This window comes from Acinetobacter sp. SFB (assembly GCF_001647545.1).
Taxonomy (GTDB): Bacteria; Pseudomonadota; Gammaproteobacteria; order Pseudomonadales; family Moraxellaceae; genus Acinetobacter.
Map to the genome: position 1 here is coordinate 187,907 of NZ_LSZH01000015.1, position 17,955 is coordinate 205,861.

The 17,955-nt window shown below is 41.5% G+C and carries 18 protein-coding genes and 2 tRNA genes; 10 read left to right on the forward strand and 10 right to left on the reverse strand.

Annotated features, from left to right (window positions below; all coding sequences use genetic code 11):
* Window positions 1-29 precede the first annotated feature (29 nt).
* The 4 genes from AY606_RS13160 to hisB form a co-directional block, all read right to left on the reverse strand.
* On the reverse strand, window positions 30-707 hold the full coding sequence (locus AY606_RS13160; protein WP_067869504.1) for a 3'-5' exonuclease: 678 nt from the start codon (window positions 705-707) through the stop codon (window positions 30-32).
* Between the two features lie 127 nt (window positions 708-834).
* Window positions 835-1,338, reverse strand: coding sequence for a DUF805 domain-containing protein (locus AY606_RS13165; RefSeq protein WP_067869507.1), 504 nt, complete (start codon window positions 1,336-1,338; stop codon window positions 835-837).
* 167 nt (window positions 1,339-1,505) lie between these two features.
* Window positions 1,506-2,123, reverse strand: a complete 618-nt coding sequence (gene hisH, locus AY606_RS13170) for an imidazole glycerol phosphate synthase subunit HisH (protein ID WP_067869510.1) — start codon at window positions 2,121-2,123, stop codon at window positions 1,506-1,508.
* A complete protein-coding gene (hisB, locus tag AY606_RS13175) occupies window positions 2,123-2,716 on the reverse strand; it encodes an imidazoleglycerol-phosphate dehydratase HisB (protein WP_067869512.1) in 594 nt (197 codons plus the stop codon). The genes hisH and hisB overlap by 1 nt, the downstream gene beginning before the upstream one ends.
* Before the next feature lie 95 nt (window positions 2,717-2,811).
* Here hisB and AY606_RS13180 point away from each other — a divergent pair, with 95 nt between their 5' ends.
* From AY606_RS13180 to AY606_RS13190, 3 genes are all read left to right on the forward strand, one after another.
* On the forward strand, window positions 2,812-3,189 hold the full coding sequence (locus AY606_RS13180) for an acetyl-CoA sensor PanZ family protein (protein ID WP_067869514.1): 378 nt from the start codon (window positions 2,812-2,814) through the stop codon (window positions 3,187-3,189).
* 471 nt (window positions 3,190-3,660) lie between these two features.
* Window positions 3,661-3,736, forward strand: a tRNA-Phe gene (locus AY606_RS13185).
* 135 nt (window positions 3,737-3,871) lie between these two features.
* Window positions 3,872-3,947 (forward strand) — tRNA-Phe (locus AY606_RS13190).
* Window positions 3,948-4,291: 344 nt separating this feature from the next.
* Here the strand turns inward: AY606_RS13190 and AY606_RS16175 are convergent.
* The gene (locus AY606_RS16175; protein ID WP_212838743.1) at window positions 4,292-4,468 is read right to left on the reverse strand and encodes a hypothetical protein; all 177 of its coding nucleotides are present in this window, start codon (window positions 4,466-4,468) and stop codon (window positions 4,292-4,294) included.
* Between the two features lie 64 nt (window positions 4,469-4,532).
* On the opposite strand from AY606_RS16175, the gene AY606_RS13195 reads away from it, so the two are divergent.
* From AY606_RS13195 to AY606_RS13205, 3 genes are all read left to right on the forward strand, one after another.
* A complete protein-coding gene (locus tag AY606_RS13195) occupies window positions 4,533-5,234 on the forward strand; it encodes a hypothetical protein (RefSeq protein WP_155858210.1) in 702 nt (233 codons plus the stop codon).
* 27 nt (window positions 5,235-5,261) lie between these two features.
* The gene (locus tag AY606_RS13200) at window positions 5,262-5,990 is read left to right on the forward strand and encodes a class I SAM-dependent methyltransferase (protein ID WP_067869520.1); all 729 of its coding nucleotides are present in this window, start codon (window positions 5,262-5,264) and stop codon (window positions 5,988-5,990) included.
* A gap of 275 nt (window positions 5,991-6,265) precedes the next feature.
* A complete protein-coding gene (locus AY606_RS13205) occupies window positions 6,266-6,796 on the forward strand; it encodes a hypothetical protein (RefSeq protein WP_081408411.1) in 531 nt (176 codons plus the stop codon).
* A 95-nt stretch (window positions 6,797-6,891) separates the two neighbouring features.
* Here the strand turns inward: AY606_RS13205 and AY606_RS13210 are convergent, their stop codons facing one another.
* Window positions 6,892-7,335 carry a hypothetical protein gene (locus AY606_RS13210; protein WP_067869522.1) on the reverse strand — a complete coding sequence of 148 codons (444 nt, stop codon included), beginning with the start codon at window positions 7,333-7,335 and terminating at the stop codon, window positions 6,892-6,894.
* 269 nt (window positions 7,336-7,604) lie between these two features.
* Here AY606_RS13210 and AY606_RS16660 point away from each other — a divergent pair, with 269 nt between their 5' ends.
* Window positions 7,605-8,672: a hypothetical protein gene (locus AY606_RS16660; RefSeq protein WP_249409255.1), complete on the forward strand. Its 1,068-nt coding sequence runs from the start codon at window positions 7,605-7,607 to the stop codon at window positions 8,670-8,672.
* Between the two features lie 46 nt (window positions 8,673-8,718).
* On the opposite strand, the gene fadA is transcribed toward AY606_RS16660, so the two are convergent.
* From fadA to AY606_RS13235, 3 genes are all read right to left on the reverse strand, one after another.
* Window positions 8,719-9,891 (reverse strand): acetyl-CoA C-acyltransferase FadA, encoded by a 1,173-nt coding sequence (gene fadA / locus AY606_RS13220; RefSeq protein ID WP_067869528.1) that lies wholly within the window; start codon window positions 9,889-9,891, stop codon window positions 8,719-8,721.
* Window positions 9,892-9,903: 12 nt separating this feature from the next.
* A complete protein-coding gene (gene fadB, locus AY606_RS13225) occupies window positions 9,904-12,057 on the reverse strand; it encodes a fatty acid oxidation complex subunit alpha FadB (protein WP_067869531.1) in 2,154 nt (717 codons plus the stop codon).
* A 501-nt stretch (window positions 12,058-12,558) separates the two neighbouring features.
* Window positions 12,559-13,608 carry an AAA family ATPase gene (locus AY606_RS13235; protein WP_067869537.1) on the reverse strand — a complete coding sequence of 350 codons (1,050 nt, stop codon included), beginning with the start codon at window positions 13,606-13,608 and terminating at the stop codon, window positions 12,559-12,561.
* Window positions 13,609-13,798: 190 nt separating this feature from the next.
* Here AY606_RS13235 and uvrC point away from each other — a divergent pair, with 190 nt between their 5' ends.
* The 3 genes from uvrC to pgsA all read left to right on the forward strand — a co-directional run bounded on the left by uvrC (window position 13,799) and on the right by pgsA (window position 17,198).
* Window positions 13,799-15,598 carry an excinuclease ABC subunit UvrC gene (gene uvrC, locus AY606_RS13240; protein WP_067869540.1) on the forward strand — a complete coding sequence of 600 codons (1,800 nt, stop codon included), beginning with the start codon at window positions 13,799-13,801 and terminating at the stop codon, window positions 15,596-15,598.
* A 109-nt stretch (window positions 15,599-15,707) separates the two neighbouring features.
* Complete coding sequence (locus AY606_RS13245) at window positions 15,708-16,502, forward strand: thioesterase family protein (protein ID WP_067869544.1); 795 nt, start codon at window positions 15,708-15,710, stop codon at window positions 16,500-16,502.
* 108 nt (window positions 16,503-16,610) lie between these two features.
* The gene (gene pgsA, locus AY606_RS13250; protein ID WP_067869548.1) at window positions 16,611-17,198 is read left to right on the forward strand and encodes a CDP-diacylglycerol--glycerol-3-phosphate 3-phosphatidyltransferase; all 588 of its coding nucleotides are present in this window, start codon (window positions 16,611-16,613) and stop codon (window positions 17,196-17,198) included.
* A 484-nt stretch (window positions 17,199-17,682) separates the two neighbouring features.
* Here pgsA and AY606_RS13255 read toward each other — a convergent pair whose 3' ends face one another.
* A complete protein-coding gene (locus AY606_RS13255) occupies window positions 17,683-17,952 on the reverse strand; it encodes an oxidative damage protection protein (RefSeq protein ID WP_067869551.1) in 270 nt (89 codons plus the stop codon).
* Window positions 17,953-17,955: the final 3 nt, after the last annotated feature.

Sequence of the window (17,955 nt, forward strand, 5' to 3'; positions counted from 1 at the left end):
TGTCATCTTAACAAAGTATTGCTAAATCTCTAAGCCTCAGTTTCAGCTTTTGTTTTGTTCGGGCGAATGCGTAATTTTAATGACGTGTTGGGAATATGTTCAGGCAGTAAGCCCAAACGATGCAACTCTTCAAACACCAGCACAGGTGCATAAGCATCGGCAGCCGCATATTGGATTTGGGCTGGAGTCAGTATTTTACGCGCCCAGTTGGAGGTGCTAATTTTTTTACTTTTAGGGAAATTCACCTGAAATAAAAGTGCCATGGCATTTTTCAGCCCCATGGGATTGGGGAAGCCAAAGGTGGAGAAGCATTTCGACAGTTCAATCACACTATTCAGCTCAATGCCTTTTTTCCGAAACAGATGCGCATCATTTTTTAAACCAAAGCCGACTTTGATTTGATCCCGATTTTCAAAAACAGGTTTTAGAAATTCTAATATTTGAGGGTTAATTTGAAATAAATAGGCGCTATCATGACTGGCCAACTGGATCAGATGTGGCCCGGTTGACACTTCACCTTTGGCAAAGGTCGGTTTGGATTCGGTATCGAAACCCAGTAATGCAAAGCTTTTCAATTCTTCTTCAATAGCAAGACATTGTTCAATGCTGTGAATGAGATGAATCTGTTGCATGGGAAGATTCTCAAAGACAGGCAACTCCTGAATTTGTTCTTTGCTCGGCAGCGTTTGAAACAGAAATTCTTCCATAATGAATCGAGATAGTGATTTATTTTAAATTCAGCTTAATCGCTTTTCAGATTTTACGCAAAAATAAAGCCCACCAGTCATGGGCTTTATCCAGAATTTAAACGTATTCATTGGCGTGATGGATACTTTATTCCATCTGCACCTGTTGAGCACGAGTCACATAATCTTGATAAGCTGGAACTGCAATTGCCGCTACAAGAGCGAGTGGAAAAATCAGCACATAGAACCATGCCAAGACTTTTTCCCAGGTTTTTGTGGTGCGCGGTAGACCAAACTGGTTTTCATGTTCATTGCCTTTGGCAAAAGCTAAATACACGGTTAAACCCAAATTGATCAATGGGATCAGCATCAGTAAGGACAGCCATCCGCTGTGATTGCAGTCATGGAGGCGTCGGATGGCGAAGATGAAAGAAAAATACAGCGCACACATATATACAAAACTTAAAAATAGTATTGCTGATGTAGGCAGTCTTTGATCTGGTGTTTGCAGTCCTGGAAGTCCAATAGCGATGAGGATGATGATAAGCATCATGGAGATACACAGCAGTCCATTCCAGCCCAGATAGGATAATCGACCAAAACGACCACTTGGGTTTAAGGCTGACTCATTGTATTGAGAGGTTGGATTCATTTTTTTATTCCCCATTGATTTAATTATTGTTTAAATATAATGATTTGCACAAATATAATAACAATTAAAATGCATAAAAAACAGTCAACCCGATATCGGCTACTCAATTTGAGCCCATAAAAAAGCCCAACCAGAGTTGAGCTTTTAAAATACCAAACAGTGAAAGTCTAGATTTTCCATTCCACAAAATTTTTCAACAGTTGCAAACCTGCGGTATGACTTTTTTCCGGATGGAACTGGGTGGCAAACAGGTTTTCTTTATGCAGCGCAGTACAAAATTCTAAACCGTAATCACACGTCGCAGCGATCAGAGCGGTATCTTTCGGTTCAACATAGAAACTATGCACAAAATAGAAACGGGCATCCTGTTCAATGTCTTTCCACATCGGATGGCTTGGGTCTGCCTGATGCACTTGATTCCAGCCCATATGGGGAACTTTTAAACCGGCCATCTCAGGAAAATGCTTCACTTCACCTGCAAAAATACCCAGCGCATCTGTACCGCCATTTTCTTCAGAGCGTTGCATCAACGCTTGCATGCCGACACAAATCGCCAGTACAGGTTTGTTGAATACCGCATGGCGTACAACTTCATCAATACCGGCTTCATGCATACCTTGCATGCAGTCACGCATTGCACCTACACCCGGAAATACAATTTTATCAGCTTGGGCAATTAATTTAGGATCATTGGTCACATCGACAGTTGCGCCGACATGCTCTAAGGCTTTGGCTGCAGAATGTAAATTTCCCATGCCATAGTCAAGAAGGGCAATACGGGTCATTACAAACTACCTTTGGTTGAAGCAACAGTATTTTCTGCACGTGGATCAATTTCACAGGCCATACGCAGTGCGCGCGCAAAGGCTTTAAATGTACATTCGATCTGGTGATGGCTGTTTTTGCCTTTCAGGTTGTCAATATGCAGCGTCATTAACGCATGATTCACAAAGCCTTGAAAAAATTCAGAGAATAGATCAACATCAAAGCTACCAATACGGGCGCGAGTGAATGGAATATCCATCCACAAGCCAGGGCGACCAGATAAATCAACCACTACACGGCTTAAAGCTTCATCCAATGGTGCATAAAAATGACCATAACGACGTAAGCCTTTTTTATCACCCAATGCTTGTGCGAAAGCCTGACCCAGTGTGATACCACAGTCTTCGACCGTATGGTGATCATCGATATCCAGGTCACCATCACAGTGAATATCGATATCGAATAAGCCGTGTCGCTTGATTTGATCAATCATATGATCTAAAAATGGAATACCTGTGTTGAGGGTGCCTTGACCCGTACCATCAAGATTCACCCGAACTCGAATTTTGGTTTCGTTAGTGTTTCTTACCACTTCACTGATACGTTGCGTCATAGACACGTTCCTCAAAAAACGTCAAAAATGATGATGTAAAAATTTTTCGCGATGACGAAATCATCGCATATTAGATTGCTCAGGAGGGTTAATCAATGCCTATTACCGTACATGCTTATACTTCACTAGAAAATGACGAAGTGCGCAGCCAGCTTGAGCGACTGTATGACACCAGCCCGGAATTTGGAGATGGGCAGGATGCCATTGAACAACTAGAGCAAAACTTGGCTCAGTATACCTTAGTTTATACAGCAGAATTTAATACTAAACTGATTGGGGCAATTTGGTGTACCGGGCAAGGGGAAAGCAAGATCCTGGAAAATATTGTAGTGCATCCGGCTAACCGTGGACGCGGGGTTGCAGAACGACTGGTGAGCGAAGTCTGCCGAATTGAAGAAGATAAAGGGGTGAAGACCTTTGAGCCGGGCTGTGGCGCCATTCATCGTTGTCTGGCGCATTTGGAAAAAATTTAAGCTTAAACAGAGTGTAAAAAAGCAGCCTTGAGGCTAATGCCAGTCAGTGAAGAAATTGACTGGCATTTTTTATTGTGAATTCATCATGTTATTTGATACGTGAAAATGTCATTCGCAATGGTTTGAGCTATGAGATGCCTTGCACTGCAAGATACTTTTCTTGCCAACCCAAAATATATTTTCAGGCTTCTCATTGGGTAGATGAAAAACACGGTTTTGCAGGAAACAAACCAGCTGCCAATATTTGATCTAAAAAGCCAGCAAGTTAATTAAACACCTTTTAACTGATCGGAACTTAAGCCTTGAGGCTGTTTTTTATACCTAAAAATAGTGCTGGATTAAATAATGAATTGAGTTTTAAATAAAAAATAATCAAATAACGTGAAATCTGCTGTAAAAATAAACGTTTGTTTAAAAAAGCATAAAACCTGCTTGACTGAAAAACACTTAAATTGTTTAATACGCTCCATTGGCGTGATAGCTCAGTCGGTAGAGCAACGGATTGAAAATCCGTGTGTCCCCAGTTCGAACCTGGGTCTCGCCACCATATTCAAAATCTATTTCAAGATTTCAATCCCTGATCTCATCAGGGATTTTTTTTGGGCAAAAAATATTCGATCAAATAAAAATGTCATGAATTATATTGACTATTGATGCCAGATACGGCTTAATACACCGCATCGGCGTGATAGCTCAGTCGGTAGAGCAACGGATTGAAAATCCGTGTGTCCCCAGTTCGAACCTGGGTCTCGCCACCATATTCGAAAAAAACCTCAAACATTGTTTGAGGTTTTTTTTTGTCAGCTTTTTTGGGGTCTGAACTTTTTTGGTATAAAATAACCGCAATAACAATTCGAGCATAAAAAATGAAAACAATCGGATGTTCAATATTCACTTTACTCTCTGTGCTGCTGACTGCCTGTGGTGGTAGTGGAAGCGGAGATTACTTCAACTCTTCCTTTGAGAAAACTTTTACTTTTGGTTCACAAACCTATGTTTGTCGCAGTGAAAGAGCAGCCAATGCCTGTGGCGGTCCGAGTCAGGACTGTTCCGCATGTGACTTACAGTCATCATCATCCCCGGTTATTACTCAGATATGTGCTCAACCCGTAGCGAATACACATAGAGTTACAACGGATGGTTGCATACTAAGACTCACGAATGACACCCAGACAGGAATCTGTACTTCAGAAGGATTGAGATTGCTTTCAGGAACCAATTTCACCAGACAGCAAGTGAGTAAGGGCACATTATTTTCGCGTGGAAGTTTAAGTGTCACTGTGGGAAATCTGACTGAAACCATCACCTGTAATTCATAGTTTTTAACCGCTATGAAATTTTTTATGCCGTTGCTTATTGGCATCCTGTGTTTTGGATTGGGCTATTTTTTTGCCTCATCCAAGTCTGAATCTGTACCGCCTGTTGCTGAACCACGTCAGGATATTGCTGTGGAAAATTTTATTCAGCGGATTCAGCAAAAAGTGCTGATTCAACCTGAAAATCAACTTGCATTACAACAGCAGTTAAAAAATCAGAAAGTACAGATCAACTCAGTTATAGAGAGCGCGACTCCTGAACAGATCAATACGTATCTTGATCAGACATTTCCGGGCTATGACTTATCCAGTATTCAAAATAAGCACGCGTTTGCCAAACGTCTGGTCAGTGAATTTGTCGATGTAAAAAATGATGCGAATGAAGTCTTGGCAGGTCAAGCCCAGGTGACGAGCCAACAACAATATTCAGCAGGAGATGTGTTGCCGAGGCAGATTTATGCCGGACAACAGTTATTTGCCCATTTTGATACTTTGGGCAAAGTACCCAATAACGAGCAGGTTTTTATCCGCTGGAGTAACCAGTCTACAGGTGAAGTGCTATTTTTTATGCCACAGCGGATCAGCGCTAATCGGGAGCAAAACTGGGTCAGTTTTAATCCGGTGCAAGGATGGAAAGCCGGTACGTACGATGTTAAATATTATCAGTTGAATGATCAGCTCAATCCGATTGCCCAAGTCAGTTTTACAATTGATCAGGTGATTGATTAAATTAAGCAATATTTTGAGAATAGTTCAATGAAAGACCTCTTTTCCAATCATAGTCTTTGTTATAAAAAAGCCCGTCCAAATTATTCCATTCAAATTGTGAAAGAAATTTTAAAGCATGTGCCGCAACGGAATGTCGCCTGGGATTGTGGAGCAGGGTCTGGACAGTTCACCCAATTATTAGCCCCGTATTTTGATCATGTGGTGGCAACCGATATTAGTGAAGCCCAGTTGCAGCAAGCACCTTATTTTGAAAATGTCAGCTATCAGCTGCAAGCGGCAGAGCAGAGTAATCTTCCGGCACAATCTATTGATCTGGTCACGGTGGCTCAAGCCATTCACTGGTTTGACTTTGATGCCTTTTATAAAGAAGTCAAACGGGTGCTTAAACCGCAAGGAGTGTTCGCTGCCATTGGTTATGGCTTAGTTGAAGTGCAGGATGCTGCGGTTAACAGTTTGGTTCAACAGCTGTACTTTGAAACACTAAACGGTTATTGGGACAGTGAGCGCCGTTATATTGATGAGTTGTATCAAACCATTCCGTTTCCTTTTAATGAGCAGGCTGTAGCAGAGATGCATTTGCAATATCAATGGTCACCACAGCAATTGTTGAGCTATCTAACAACCTGGTCAGCGCTCAAGCATTATCAAGATAAAAATGAGCATGATCCACTTGAGTCGATTTCAAATGCTTTAAAAGTTGCGCCTGAAAAATTAGATGTAACATTTCCTGTCATGCTACGTATAGGAACGGTCTAAAAATAAAAAATTAAGCCAGCGGGATATTGGGTTGTTTTAGAGTAATAATTCAAAGCTAAAAAGATGATTTTTAGAAAATTAATATAATAAAAATGGAATTTTTTAATATAAATTTCATGTATATAAAGATACTAAATCAAATGATTTTTGAATAAAAATTAAAATTCAATTCAGACCGCCTATCGGGGCAAAGGCTGTCAAATAAAGGGTTTATTATAGAATTATGAGTGTTAAAGGTTGTTTATTTACTTTTATTTTTTTTGAGTAGGACTGCCATGAAGCTCCCAAAATATATGTTTTTTGCTGGCATGTTGATGCTTGGACATTTCTCCCTATCTGCTGCTTTTGCCGATACTGCTGAAATGCCTGTATTAAGAATGATGGCAGAACCGGAATTAAGAGCTGAAACTACAAGCATCATTCAATATCAGCAAGATCCGCAAAAAGTAAGAGCTTTGCAGCATCGGATTATGCAGATCCAGCTGGATACTCAAAATTTTGTGGTTAATCCGACCATTTTAGCGAGCATCGATCTTGTGCCTGATGGGCCAATGCCCGATATAAACAGCTTGCCATTGGAACAGCAGCAATATGTTCTGGCGGTTGCACAAGGTTTGCAGTCACCTGATCCAAGAGAAGGCTTATATATTATCCTCGAACCTTTTGGGATAGACCGCAGCGCAACCAATGTACAAATTGCTCGAGAGCAAATTTCGATGGGTATTTTGGAAAATACTACGCAAAATGAATCTATCAGACAGTTGCAACAACAGCAGGGCTCTATTCAAAATAATGCTATGCGCTAGTTTTAAAATATTGATAGAAAAATAAATGTTTTCTGTAGAAAGAAAAAGGATGCTCAAAGGCATCCTTTTTTTGAGCTAAAATGCGTTAAAGCAAATTAAGCTGCAGATTTTTTAAACCAAGAGAAGAAACCTTTTTTCTCAGCTTTAGCAGCATCCGCTTTTTCAGCAGTTGCTTCTTGTACCTCAGCAGTTTTTTCAACAGTCGCGTCTTTTACTTCAGTTGCTTGTGCAACAGTTGCGTCTTTCACTTCGGCAGTTTTTTCTACTACCGCATCTTTTGCTTCAGTTGCTTTGGCAGCAGTTGCATCTTTGGCTGCTACAGTATTGTGTACAGCAGTATCAGTTGCTACAACAGCTTTTTCTTGAGTTGCCGCAGCTGCTGATTTAACTGTGTTTGCAGTCTGAATGCTCTCTGCTTTTACTTGAGCTTTTAACGCATCAACTTTAGCAGCTGGAGTCGCTTCTACAGTTGCAGTTGCCATAGCAGAGGTTGTTGCTGCAACTAAAGCCATAGCCATAGCAGTTTTAATAGTATTCATAGTCATCACTCTATAAAAAGGTTTGAAAAATAATGTGTTGCCAATACTATGCTTTCTATGGAATGGTTTGGTTACACGGCGCTTGGCTGGTATTTTAATTGCGTGATTATTCAACTAAAATTACAAAGAAATAACATGATGTTGCGAATTAGTTACATAAGGTATGATCTGTAGATTTTAAGAAATATATTTATTAGAGGGAAGCTATGGGTGAAAAGTTCGAATTCAATGTTAATGAATCATTGGAGGTCATTAATAGTATTCTCCAGATGGCTGAAAATTTAAAAGAGCAGAATAATTTTGTAGGAGAGTTAGCAAAACAACTGTCGGCATTAGGATTTGAAATCAATAAAGAAACTTTCATTAATAATTTGAATGAGAAATTAATTACGTGCAGAAATTTTAAAGGATTGGAATTAGTAAGAGCATGGGATGGGGGATTCCAAAATTTCACTGATGAAGACAATACTTATCGATTACATAGGCTAGCTCTTTATTTAGTAATTTACGTTAGAGAAATAAATTTTCGAAATAATTATCGAATAGATCAGGGAAGTAATTTTTATTTTCTAAATGAATTAGTACGTGATAATAGGCATGAATTTGTAGAAAGGTCGAAATGGTGTGTAGATTTATTTGATGATCTGCCTACTTTAATCATGCAAGAGGAGTTTCATTCTGAACATGCGATAGCTTTATCAAGGGCTATTCAAAGTACGGATTTATCGAAGGTTGAAGAATTTATTCGTACTAGAGATGAAACAGTTTCTAAAATTGATACTTGGAGTAGTGAATTTGATAAGAAGATAGTTGCTGTAGAAACGCTTAAGAATAAACTCGATACTTATGAAACAGGCTTTAATTTTGTAGGGTTATACCAAGGATTTACTCAACTAAGCATGACTAAAGGAAAAGAATTAACAGATTTAAAATGGCAATATTATATTTTGGGAGTGATACTTCTAATTCTACCAATTGCTGAATTGATTTATGTATTTTGTAATCTAGAAACTTTAGAACTTAATAAACTCATTTTCCTTGTAATTCCTACAATCACTTTACTGATAATTTTATTTTGGTTTTTTAGAATTATTTTAAATGAAATTAAGTCTATCAAATCCCAAATTATGCAACTTGAATTAAGAATGACCTTATGTCAATTTATACAGAGCTATGCTGACAGTTCTAAAGATTTAAAAGAAAAAAATCCTGATGGATTTGAGAAATTTGAAAATCTGATTTTTTCTTCAATAGTTTCTTCGGATGATAAAATTCCAGCTACCTTTGATGGTTTGGATTCTTTATCAACCTTCATAAAAGCATTCAAAAAACCATAAAAAACCCCGCACTAAGCGGGGTTCTTTTTGTCAAAGTATTTAAGAATTAAACACGTTCGATAATCGTTGCGATACCTTGACCCAAACCGATACACATGGTCGCAAGACCGATTTGTGTATCTTGCTGTTCCATCACGTTCAGTAAAGTCGTTGTGATACGCGCGCCAGAACAACCGAGTGGGTGACCCAAGGCAATTGCACCACCGTTCAAGTTCACACGGTCTTGCTGGTCGTAAATGCCTAAGCCTTTAAGAACAGACAAACCTTGTGCAGCAAATGCTTCATTCAATTCAAATGTTTGAATATCAGCAATTGACAAGCCAGCACGTTTAAGCGCTTTTTGTGTTGCAGGAACAGGACCGTAACCCATGATTGCTGCGTCACAACCTGCAACCGCCATAGAGCGAATCACAGCACGTGGTTTAAGACCTAAAGCTTGCGCACGTTCAGCAGACATAAGCAACATTGCAGAAGCACCATCAGACAACGCTGAAGATGTAGCCGCAGTGACCGTACCGCCTTTTGGATCGAACACAGGACGTAAGCTTGCAAATGCTTCAAGATTTGAGTCAGGACGAATCACTTCGTCAATATCGCACAAAATTTTGAAACCGTTTGCGTCGTGACCTTCAACACCAATAATTTCGTTTTTGAAACGACCTTCTTGTGTTGCGGCCCAAGCGCGGCGGTGAGATTCCACACCAAACGCATCCTGTTCTTCACGGGTAATGCCGTTCATGCGACCCAACATTTCAGCGGTTAAGCCCATCATGTTAGACGCTTTGGCATAATGCTTAGAGGCTTCAGGGTTTAGGTCGATGCCGTGCATCATACCGACGTGACCCATATGCTCTACACCACCAATAATGAAGATATCACCTTGGTTGGTTGCAATTTGTGCCGCGGCAGTATGAATCGACTGCATAGATGAACCACAAAGACGGTTAACAGTTTGACCTGCAACAGTTTTTGGAAGGTCAGCAAGCAATGCGATGTTACGGGCAATGTTCATACCTTGTTCAAGGGTCTGGTTTACACAGCCCCAGATCACGTCTTCAACTTCGTTGACATCAAACTGGTTACGAGCAACCAAGGCACGAACTAATTCAGCAGATAAGCTGTCAGCACGTACATTGCGGAACATACCGTTTTTGGTTTTACCCATTGCTGAACGTACGCCATCAACGATGACAACGTCACGTGGATTTAAAGTAGCCATTCACGTTGCTCCTTAACCGTAGAATTTTTTGTTGTTAGCAGCCATGTCACGCAACATTTGTGGCGCTTCATAAGCTTTACCTAAGTGTGCATACTTGTCGCAAAGCGCAACGTATTCAGCAACACCTGTTTGGTCGATGTAACGTGCTGGACCGCCACGGAATGGAGGGAAACCTACACCCATGATCATCGCCATGTCTGCTTCTGACGCAGTCGCGACAATGTTGTCTTCTAAGCAACGGACAGTTTCGTTACAGAAAGCCAGCATCATACGGTCAATGATTTCTTGTGCATCAAATTCACGTTTTTCGCCAGTCACTACAGATGCAATCAATTCATACGCTGTAGGATCAACTTTTTTCGCTTTTTTGCCTTTACGGTCTAACTCGTATTTGTAGAAACCAACGTCATTCTTTTGACCCAAACGTTTTGCTTCATACATGGTTTGAATCGAACCTTTGAAGTCCGGTTTCATACGGTCAGGGAAGCCTTCCGCCATTACTTCTGCACCGTGAACGCCCGTGTCGATACCGACAACGTCCATTAAGTAAGCAGGGCCCATTGGCCAGCCGAAGCGTTCCATTACTTTATCGATTTGCTGGAAGTCAGCGCCATCTTTAAGCAACAGGTCGAACGCACCGAAGTAAGGGAACAATACACGGTTCACAAGGAAGCCCGGACAGTCGTTCACTACGATTGGTGTTTTACCCATTTTCTGAGCAAGCACTACAGTCGTTGCAATCGCTTCATCAGAAGTCTTTGCACCACGGATCACTTCAACCAACGGCATCATGTGAACTGGGTTAAAGAAGTGCATACCGACGAAGTTTTCAGGACGTTGCAGGCTTTCTGCCAAACGCGTAATTGAAATCGTAGAAGTATTTGATGCAATGATGGTGTTTTCGCGTACTGATTTTTCAGTGTCCGCAAGCACAGCAGCTTTGATTTTTGGATTTTCAGTTACCGCTTCGATCACGATATCCACATCTTTAAACTCATCCAAGCTTAAAGTTGGGCGGATGCGAGCAAGCGTTTCACCCATTTTCGCTGGGGTCATCTTTTTGCGTTCAACTTGTTTGGTCAACAGTTTGGTCGCTTCAGACATACCCAAGGCAAGTTGCGGGTTACCAATGTCTTTCATGATAATTGGTGTGCCTTTGCTTGCCGCTTGGTAAGCAATACCGCCACCCATGATACCCGCGCCTAGAACAGCCGCCTGGTTTACCGGGTGTGCACCTTTTTCATGTTTTTTCGAAGTTTTCTTCACCAATTGGTCATTGAGGAATAAACCAATCAACGCGCCTGCTTGAGGCGTAATTGCAGCTTTAGCGAAACCTTCAGCTTCAACTTTTAATGCTTCGTTACGTGGAAGGCTTGCACCTGCCTGTAATGAGTCAAGAAGAAGTTTTGGCGCAGGGTATTGAGCAGGGTTTGCTTTGGCTAAAACCATGCCTTTAGATGAGTTAAACGCCATCATCTGTTCGATTGGGCTCAGTTTAACTGGATCCAGTTTTTCCTGACGTTTTGTTTTCCAGTCTAGGCGACCAGCAATGGCCTGTTTAACCAGGTCAATTGCAGCGGCTTGCAGTTTGTCCGCAGCAACCACCGCATCAACAGCACCGTCTTTTAGTGCAGCATCAGGGCGTTTAGGATTCGCCATCGCCATCCATTCAACCGCGTTGTCGATACCAATCACGCGGCTTAAACGAACCGTACCACCAAAGCCCGGGAAAATGCCGAGTTTGATTTCAGGCAAGCCCACTTGAGCTGCTTCTGACATGACACGGTAGTCACAGACCAAACACATCTCAAAACCACCGCCCAATGCCATACCATTGATTGCAGCAACTTTAGGAATCTCTAAATCTTCAAAGCTGTTGAAAATTTCGTGAACAGGCATTGCCCAATCCACAATTGCTTTTTCGCCTTGAGCAAAGTTATCACCAAATTCAGTGATGTCTGCACCCACGATAAATGTTGATTTACCAGAGGTAACGATTAAACCTTTAACGTCACTATTGGCTTTAACAGCGTCAATGGCCGCTTTAAAGTCTTCAATCGTTGCACGGTTAAATTTGTTGACCGACTCATCTTGTAAGTCAAAGCGGAATTCTGCAATTCCGTCCGAAAGCATTTGGACGGTAATGGCATTGCCAGCGTGGATCATGCCTGATCTCCTTTATTTTGGAGGACTTATTAAGTTGATGTTTTGAAGCATGTACGCATTTCCCGCGCACATCGAACTTCGCTAATCTTACGATAACTATATCCAAAAAGAACATAACAAGTTGTATCAAGCGGTGACGCAAGGGTCATCAATTTTTTTTCAACAAACCCTTGTGATGAATAGCTTTAGTTTTACTGTACCTGGTAAAAATGTGATGAACTTTTTGTTTAAATTAAGGTTTTTTAATCATTTCGTGGTTATTTATATCGGGGGTAAGTTCTGGATTGCAAGTTTTTTATGAGTTTGTTTTGGTCAAAAAGGTCAATTAAGCTAAATTACCCACTTAATAAAGCCAGTTCTGTAGCCAAGATTTAAGCAGAAAATTGCAAATCAGTAGCGTTAATAGGTATTTCGTTGGGATAAAACTGAACACATTTAAAGTTAAATATGCTGCTAAATATTTGGCTGTCACAACGATTATTGGTGCGCTTATTTAGAGCGTTATTCTGGCTGAATCATTAACTGTCCATTATCGAAATTCACCGTGAGCTGATTTTTTCCCGGATAATTTAAAAAGTAAATTGCCAGAATCGGTTCCAGTTCCGTTCGCATTTTTCGCGCCAAATGGCGTGCGCCAAAACGAATATCATGATCCTTATAGAAGTGTGCTTTGGCAGCATCGGTTAAAACCACAACACGCTTTTGATGTTGCAGGCGCTGATTGAGTTTTTCCAGTTCAATGTCCACCAGCTTTGGTAACGCATTATCCTGAACTGCCTGATAATGCAAAGTACGATCAATCCGGTTTAAAAATTCAGGATCAAATTTTTTCAACATCACTTTTTCAATAATGGTTTTGGTCGGTATTTTTTTAAGGCAAATATCCTGCATTTTCTGGGGCAGAAAATTCAGTTTATTCAGGTATTGCTGTGCAGCTTGTGCACCGACATTACTGGTCATAAAGATCATGCAGTTGCGAAAATCAATGGTCTTGGTGCCGGAGGTTAAAGTCAGCTTGCCAGTGTCCAGTATATTCATTAAACCGCGAATCACTTCAGTCGATGCTTTCTCTAGCTCATCAAACAGCACAATCCCTGGACGGGTATGTGAACCTGCAATGGCGGTTTCATCAAACAGGCTATGACCTTCTTTCGAGCCAACGTAGCCCGGAGGTGCACCGGTAATGGCGGCGGCATAATGTTCTTGCGCCAATGTATTCATATCAATCCGGCAAAAAGCATCCGGACGGCCATAAATCGCCTCGCTAATTAAACGCACAGTTTCAGTTTTACCGACACCGGTTGGACCAAGCATGAGCATTACCGAGAGAGGGCGTTCCGGACTGGAAAAATCGGCTTTGACCACATGTAGCATTTTTTCGATTTCTTTTAATGCGGCATCCTGTCCAATAATTCGGGTATGCAATAATTGCATTACATCTTTGGGTTCAAAATGAAAACGAGGTTTACCCATCAATCTATCTTTTTCAGATGCGCTATGCGTTGCAGTTACAGGCTTAACGATATGCATGGCAGGATTATGGTTCGTCATTCAGTTTGATCCAAATTCTTCAGATGACTTGAGCATAGCAAAATAAGCATGAGTCACTTATAGCTTTTAGCACTTAAATGATTGTTAGAACTTTGTCTGATTATGGGAAAAATCCCGAATTGTCTTGAAAATGGCGTGAAAACCATCACATCATGTAGCAAAGCAGACATCATTGTAAATAAGGCTGAATGTGAACGAAAACGCACGTGACAATATTGAAAAGATTTTAGCCCATATGACGACTTTGCCTGGTGTTTACCGGATGTTGGGTAAAGACGGAGAATTACTGTATGTCGGTAAAGCCAAGAATCTGAAAAACCGTGTGTCGAGCTATTTCGTTAAAACCATCGATCATCCTAAAACACAGGCTTTGGTGGCACGGATTTATGATATTGAAACGCTGATTGTCCGTTCTGAAACCGAAGCCTTATTGCTGGAACAAAACCTGATTAAGCTGCATCGTCCGCCGTACAACATCATGTTGCGCGATGATAAATCTTATGTCTATATCTTTGTCTCCAGCGACAAGCCTTATCCGCGTATTGCCGCAGGTCGCGGCAAAGGCAAGCATCAGGTCGGCAAGTTCTTTGGCCCTTATCCCAGTGCCTATAATGCCCGTGACACTTTGGTGGTGCTGCAAAAACTGTTCAATGTGCGCCAGTGTGAAAACAGTTATTTTTCCCAGCGTAAACGCCCGTGTTTGCAGTATCAGATCAAGCGCTGTACCGCGCCTTGTGTCGGTTTAATTTCGCCTGAAGATTATCAGGAAGATGTTAAAAATTCGATTCGCTTTTTACAGGGTGATACTAAAGAATTAAATCAGGAACTGATTGCTAAAATGGAAGCGGCGGCGGAAGCGCTGGAATTTGAAAAAGCGGTATTTTACCGTGACCGGATGGCATTGCTGCGTGATGTGCAATCGCAACAGGCGATTTATAAACTTAAAGGTGAAGCTGATATTTTGGCAATTGCCTATCATGCCGGCGTGACCTGTGTGCAGATTATGCATGTGCGTAATGGCAAAATGCTCGGCGGGAAAAGCTATTTCCCCGATATGCTGGGCGATGATCTGGGGCAAATGTTATCTGATTTCATGGCAAACTTTTATTTTCAGGTTGCAGATGAAGTCCCTGCCGAGCTGATTATTAATACCGAATTACCCGATCGCAAAGAATTGGAACAGGCGCTGCAACAGGAATTTGGCAAGAAAGTTCAGATTAAGTCTAATGTTCGGGAAACCCGTGCCGAGTGGTTAGAGCTGGCCAATATGAATGTGCAGCATGCCATTAAAGGGCAGCTGGCCAATCATTTTGAACTGAATGAACGTTTCCATCAGCTGGAACAAGTGGTCGGTCGTCCGATTGACCGGATTGAATGTTTTGATATCTCGCATACCATGGGTGAAGCCACCATTGCTTCCTGTGTAGTATTCGATTCAGGCGGTGCGCGCAAACGTGATTATCGCCAGTTTTCCATTGAAGATATTACTGGTGGTGATGACTATGCAGCCATGCGTCAAGCGCTGACCCGTCGTTATAAGAAAGCCATGTTGCCCGATTTACTGCTGATTGATGGCGGTAAAGGTCAGTTGCATATGGCAATGCAAGTGATGCAGGATCTGGGACTGGATGCCTTTATGGTCGGGGTATCCAAAGGTGAAGGGCGTAAACCCGGTCTGGAAACTTTGCATTTTACCGATGGCAGCAAAATCCAGTTGCCTGAAGACCATAAAGCGCTACATTTAATTCAGCAGGTACGTGATGAAGCGCATCGGTTTGCCATTACCAAACATCGTGCCAAACGCGATAAACGCCGCGGTGGTTCAGTGCTGGAAGTCATTCCTGGATTAGGGCCAAAACGCCGCCGTGATTTGCTGACCCACTTTGGCGGAATTCAAGGCGTATTGAAAGCCTCAGAAAATGACTTGAAACTGGTTCCCGGTCTGGGCGATGTCATGGCAAGAACCATTTATAAGGTACTGCATGAATAAAGACAGACCGATTGGCCAAAGTGCTCATTGACGCTGCAGTCATTGAGCATTCACAACACTTCAAAATAAGTCAAAAATAGAGCAAATCAAAAACTTCAAAGGACAGAGGATGTCACTCCGCCAATTATTTACCGACATTGAACAAAATGAATGGGTGGATATGCCGCCAGGATGGTTACAAGGCCGCACCATTTATGGGGGCTTGGTTGCAGGGATGATGATGCAAAAAGCAGTGGTGGCAATTGCTGATCCCCTAAAACGTTTATTAAGCACCAGTGTGACTTTTGTCGGTCCAGTACAAATGGCACCCGTTCAATTAACTGCGGAAATCTTACGGCAAGGTAAGTCTGTAACTACAGTTGAAGTGCGACTGTTACAAGATAATGCAGTGCAAAGTATTTTGATTGCCAGTTTCGGCACCCAGCGTCCCTCGGCAATTTCGGTACAACAGGAACGTGTTGCACCAGCGTTTCCAGCACCGGAGCAATTAAACATTGCCGAGCATCATCCTCTAGCCCCTGAATGTTTTGGACAGATGGATTTGGTCTGGGTAGATGGACAGTATCCATGTACTGCAAGTGTCAAACCCGATTTTAGTGGCTGGATGCGTTTTAATCCTGCGCGGCATGAAAATCGGGAAATGACCGTGGCGGATTTGATGGTGGCATTTGACATGTGGCCTCCCGGTGTCTTGCCAATGTTTAACAGCATGGCACCAGCCAGTTCATTGACCTGGCATGTGACCTATGTTCATCCTTTACACAATCAGCTGCAGGATTGGTTTAAATATAAAGTATTTACCGATTATGCAGCAGAAGGGTATTCCACTGAATATGCCCATCTTTGGGATGCTGAAAACAGACTGATTGCGATTTCCAGACAGACAGTTACCGTGTTTGCCTAGTGACACTTTATAGCAATTCGTATAAAGTGAGTCTGAATTAACGATGAATCCATCCCAAAATATGTGTGGTTTTTCATTGTACATACAGGGGAAAAATTGGCGGTGTCTATGACTACAGGTCGCATCCTGAATATTCCAAATATCTTGACTTTGGCGCGTATAGCTTTAATACCTGTTTTTTTGTTGGTGGCTTATTGGCCGCCTACAATTGGTGTTGCGGAACACGACACTAACATGACTCGTCACATTATTTTAACGGCGATTTTTGTGGTTGCTGCGGTAACTGACTGGTTCGATGGTTATTTGGCACGTTCACTGAATCAAACATCAGCCTTTGGCCGCTTTCTCGATCCGGTTGCAGATAAACTGATGGTTGCAGCTGCGTTGATTGTTCTGGTGCAATGGCAACCGAGCATTTCCATGGCATTTGCAGCGATTGTGATTATTTCACGTGAAATTACCGTATCGGCTTTGCGTGAATGGATGGCTGAATTGGGCGCACGGACCAATGTTGCCGTATCTACCGTGGGTAAATATAAAACGGCTTTTCAAATGATTGCGATTTCAGTGTTTTTACTGAATTGGCAACCGCTTGATACTCTGGCTTATCTTTTACTTTATACTGCGGTGATTCTGACCTTATGGTCTATGTTTATTTATTTGAAAGCTGCATGGCCGTATTTAAAACAGCCTTAAACTAGATTTAAACATTCATTAAAGACACCCGCTTCAGGGTGTTTTTTTTTGACTTTGATATTTGTTTAAAATTTATAAACAAAAAAAATCCTAGATTTTGGGGGAAACCTAGGATTGAAATCGGGTATTTGTTATATCTTTTATAAGATGTTTAACCATCTTCTTGAAACCAAGTATAGGAGAATCAACTCCATAACTCATGTAGGTTATTGTATTGTAATGTAGAGTTTTATTTAGAAATGTAGCTTTGGTTTACAGTTATTTCTAGATGTAAAAATATATTGAATAGAAAACGGCTGATAATGAAAAAGAGCCTCCTGAGAGACTCCTTTTTGACATTTGAAACTACGCACTTCGCTTGTCTTGGGTAAAATTTAAGGCAGCTTAAAAAAGAAATCCCCAATAATGGAGATTTCTTTTTAGATTAAAGTCTGCGCGAGCAAAGCTCTTGCCTTGCATAGGATTCAAAGCAACGCTTTAAATATTACTCAGGCTTTAGTCCTTCAGCTTTTTCCAGTGACTGATCGTTACTAAAGAACTTTTCACGTTGCTCTTCTAGAAATTTCTTTGCATCTGCTTCAAACACGTTTAAACGCTTTTCATTGATCAGCGTGGTTTGATGCTTTAGCCATTCTTGCCAAGCCTGTTTAGACACGCTATCAAACAATTCTTGACCTTTTGCACCCGGAAAGGGGGAAAAATCTAAACCTTCCATATCGGCTTGATACTTACGGCAAAATACTTGTCGAGACATATC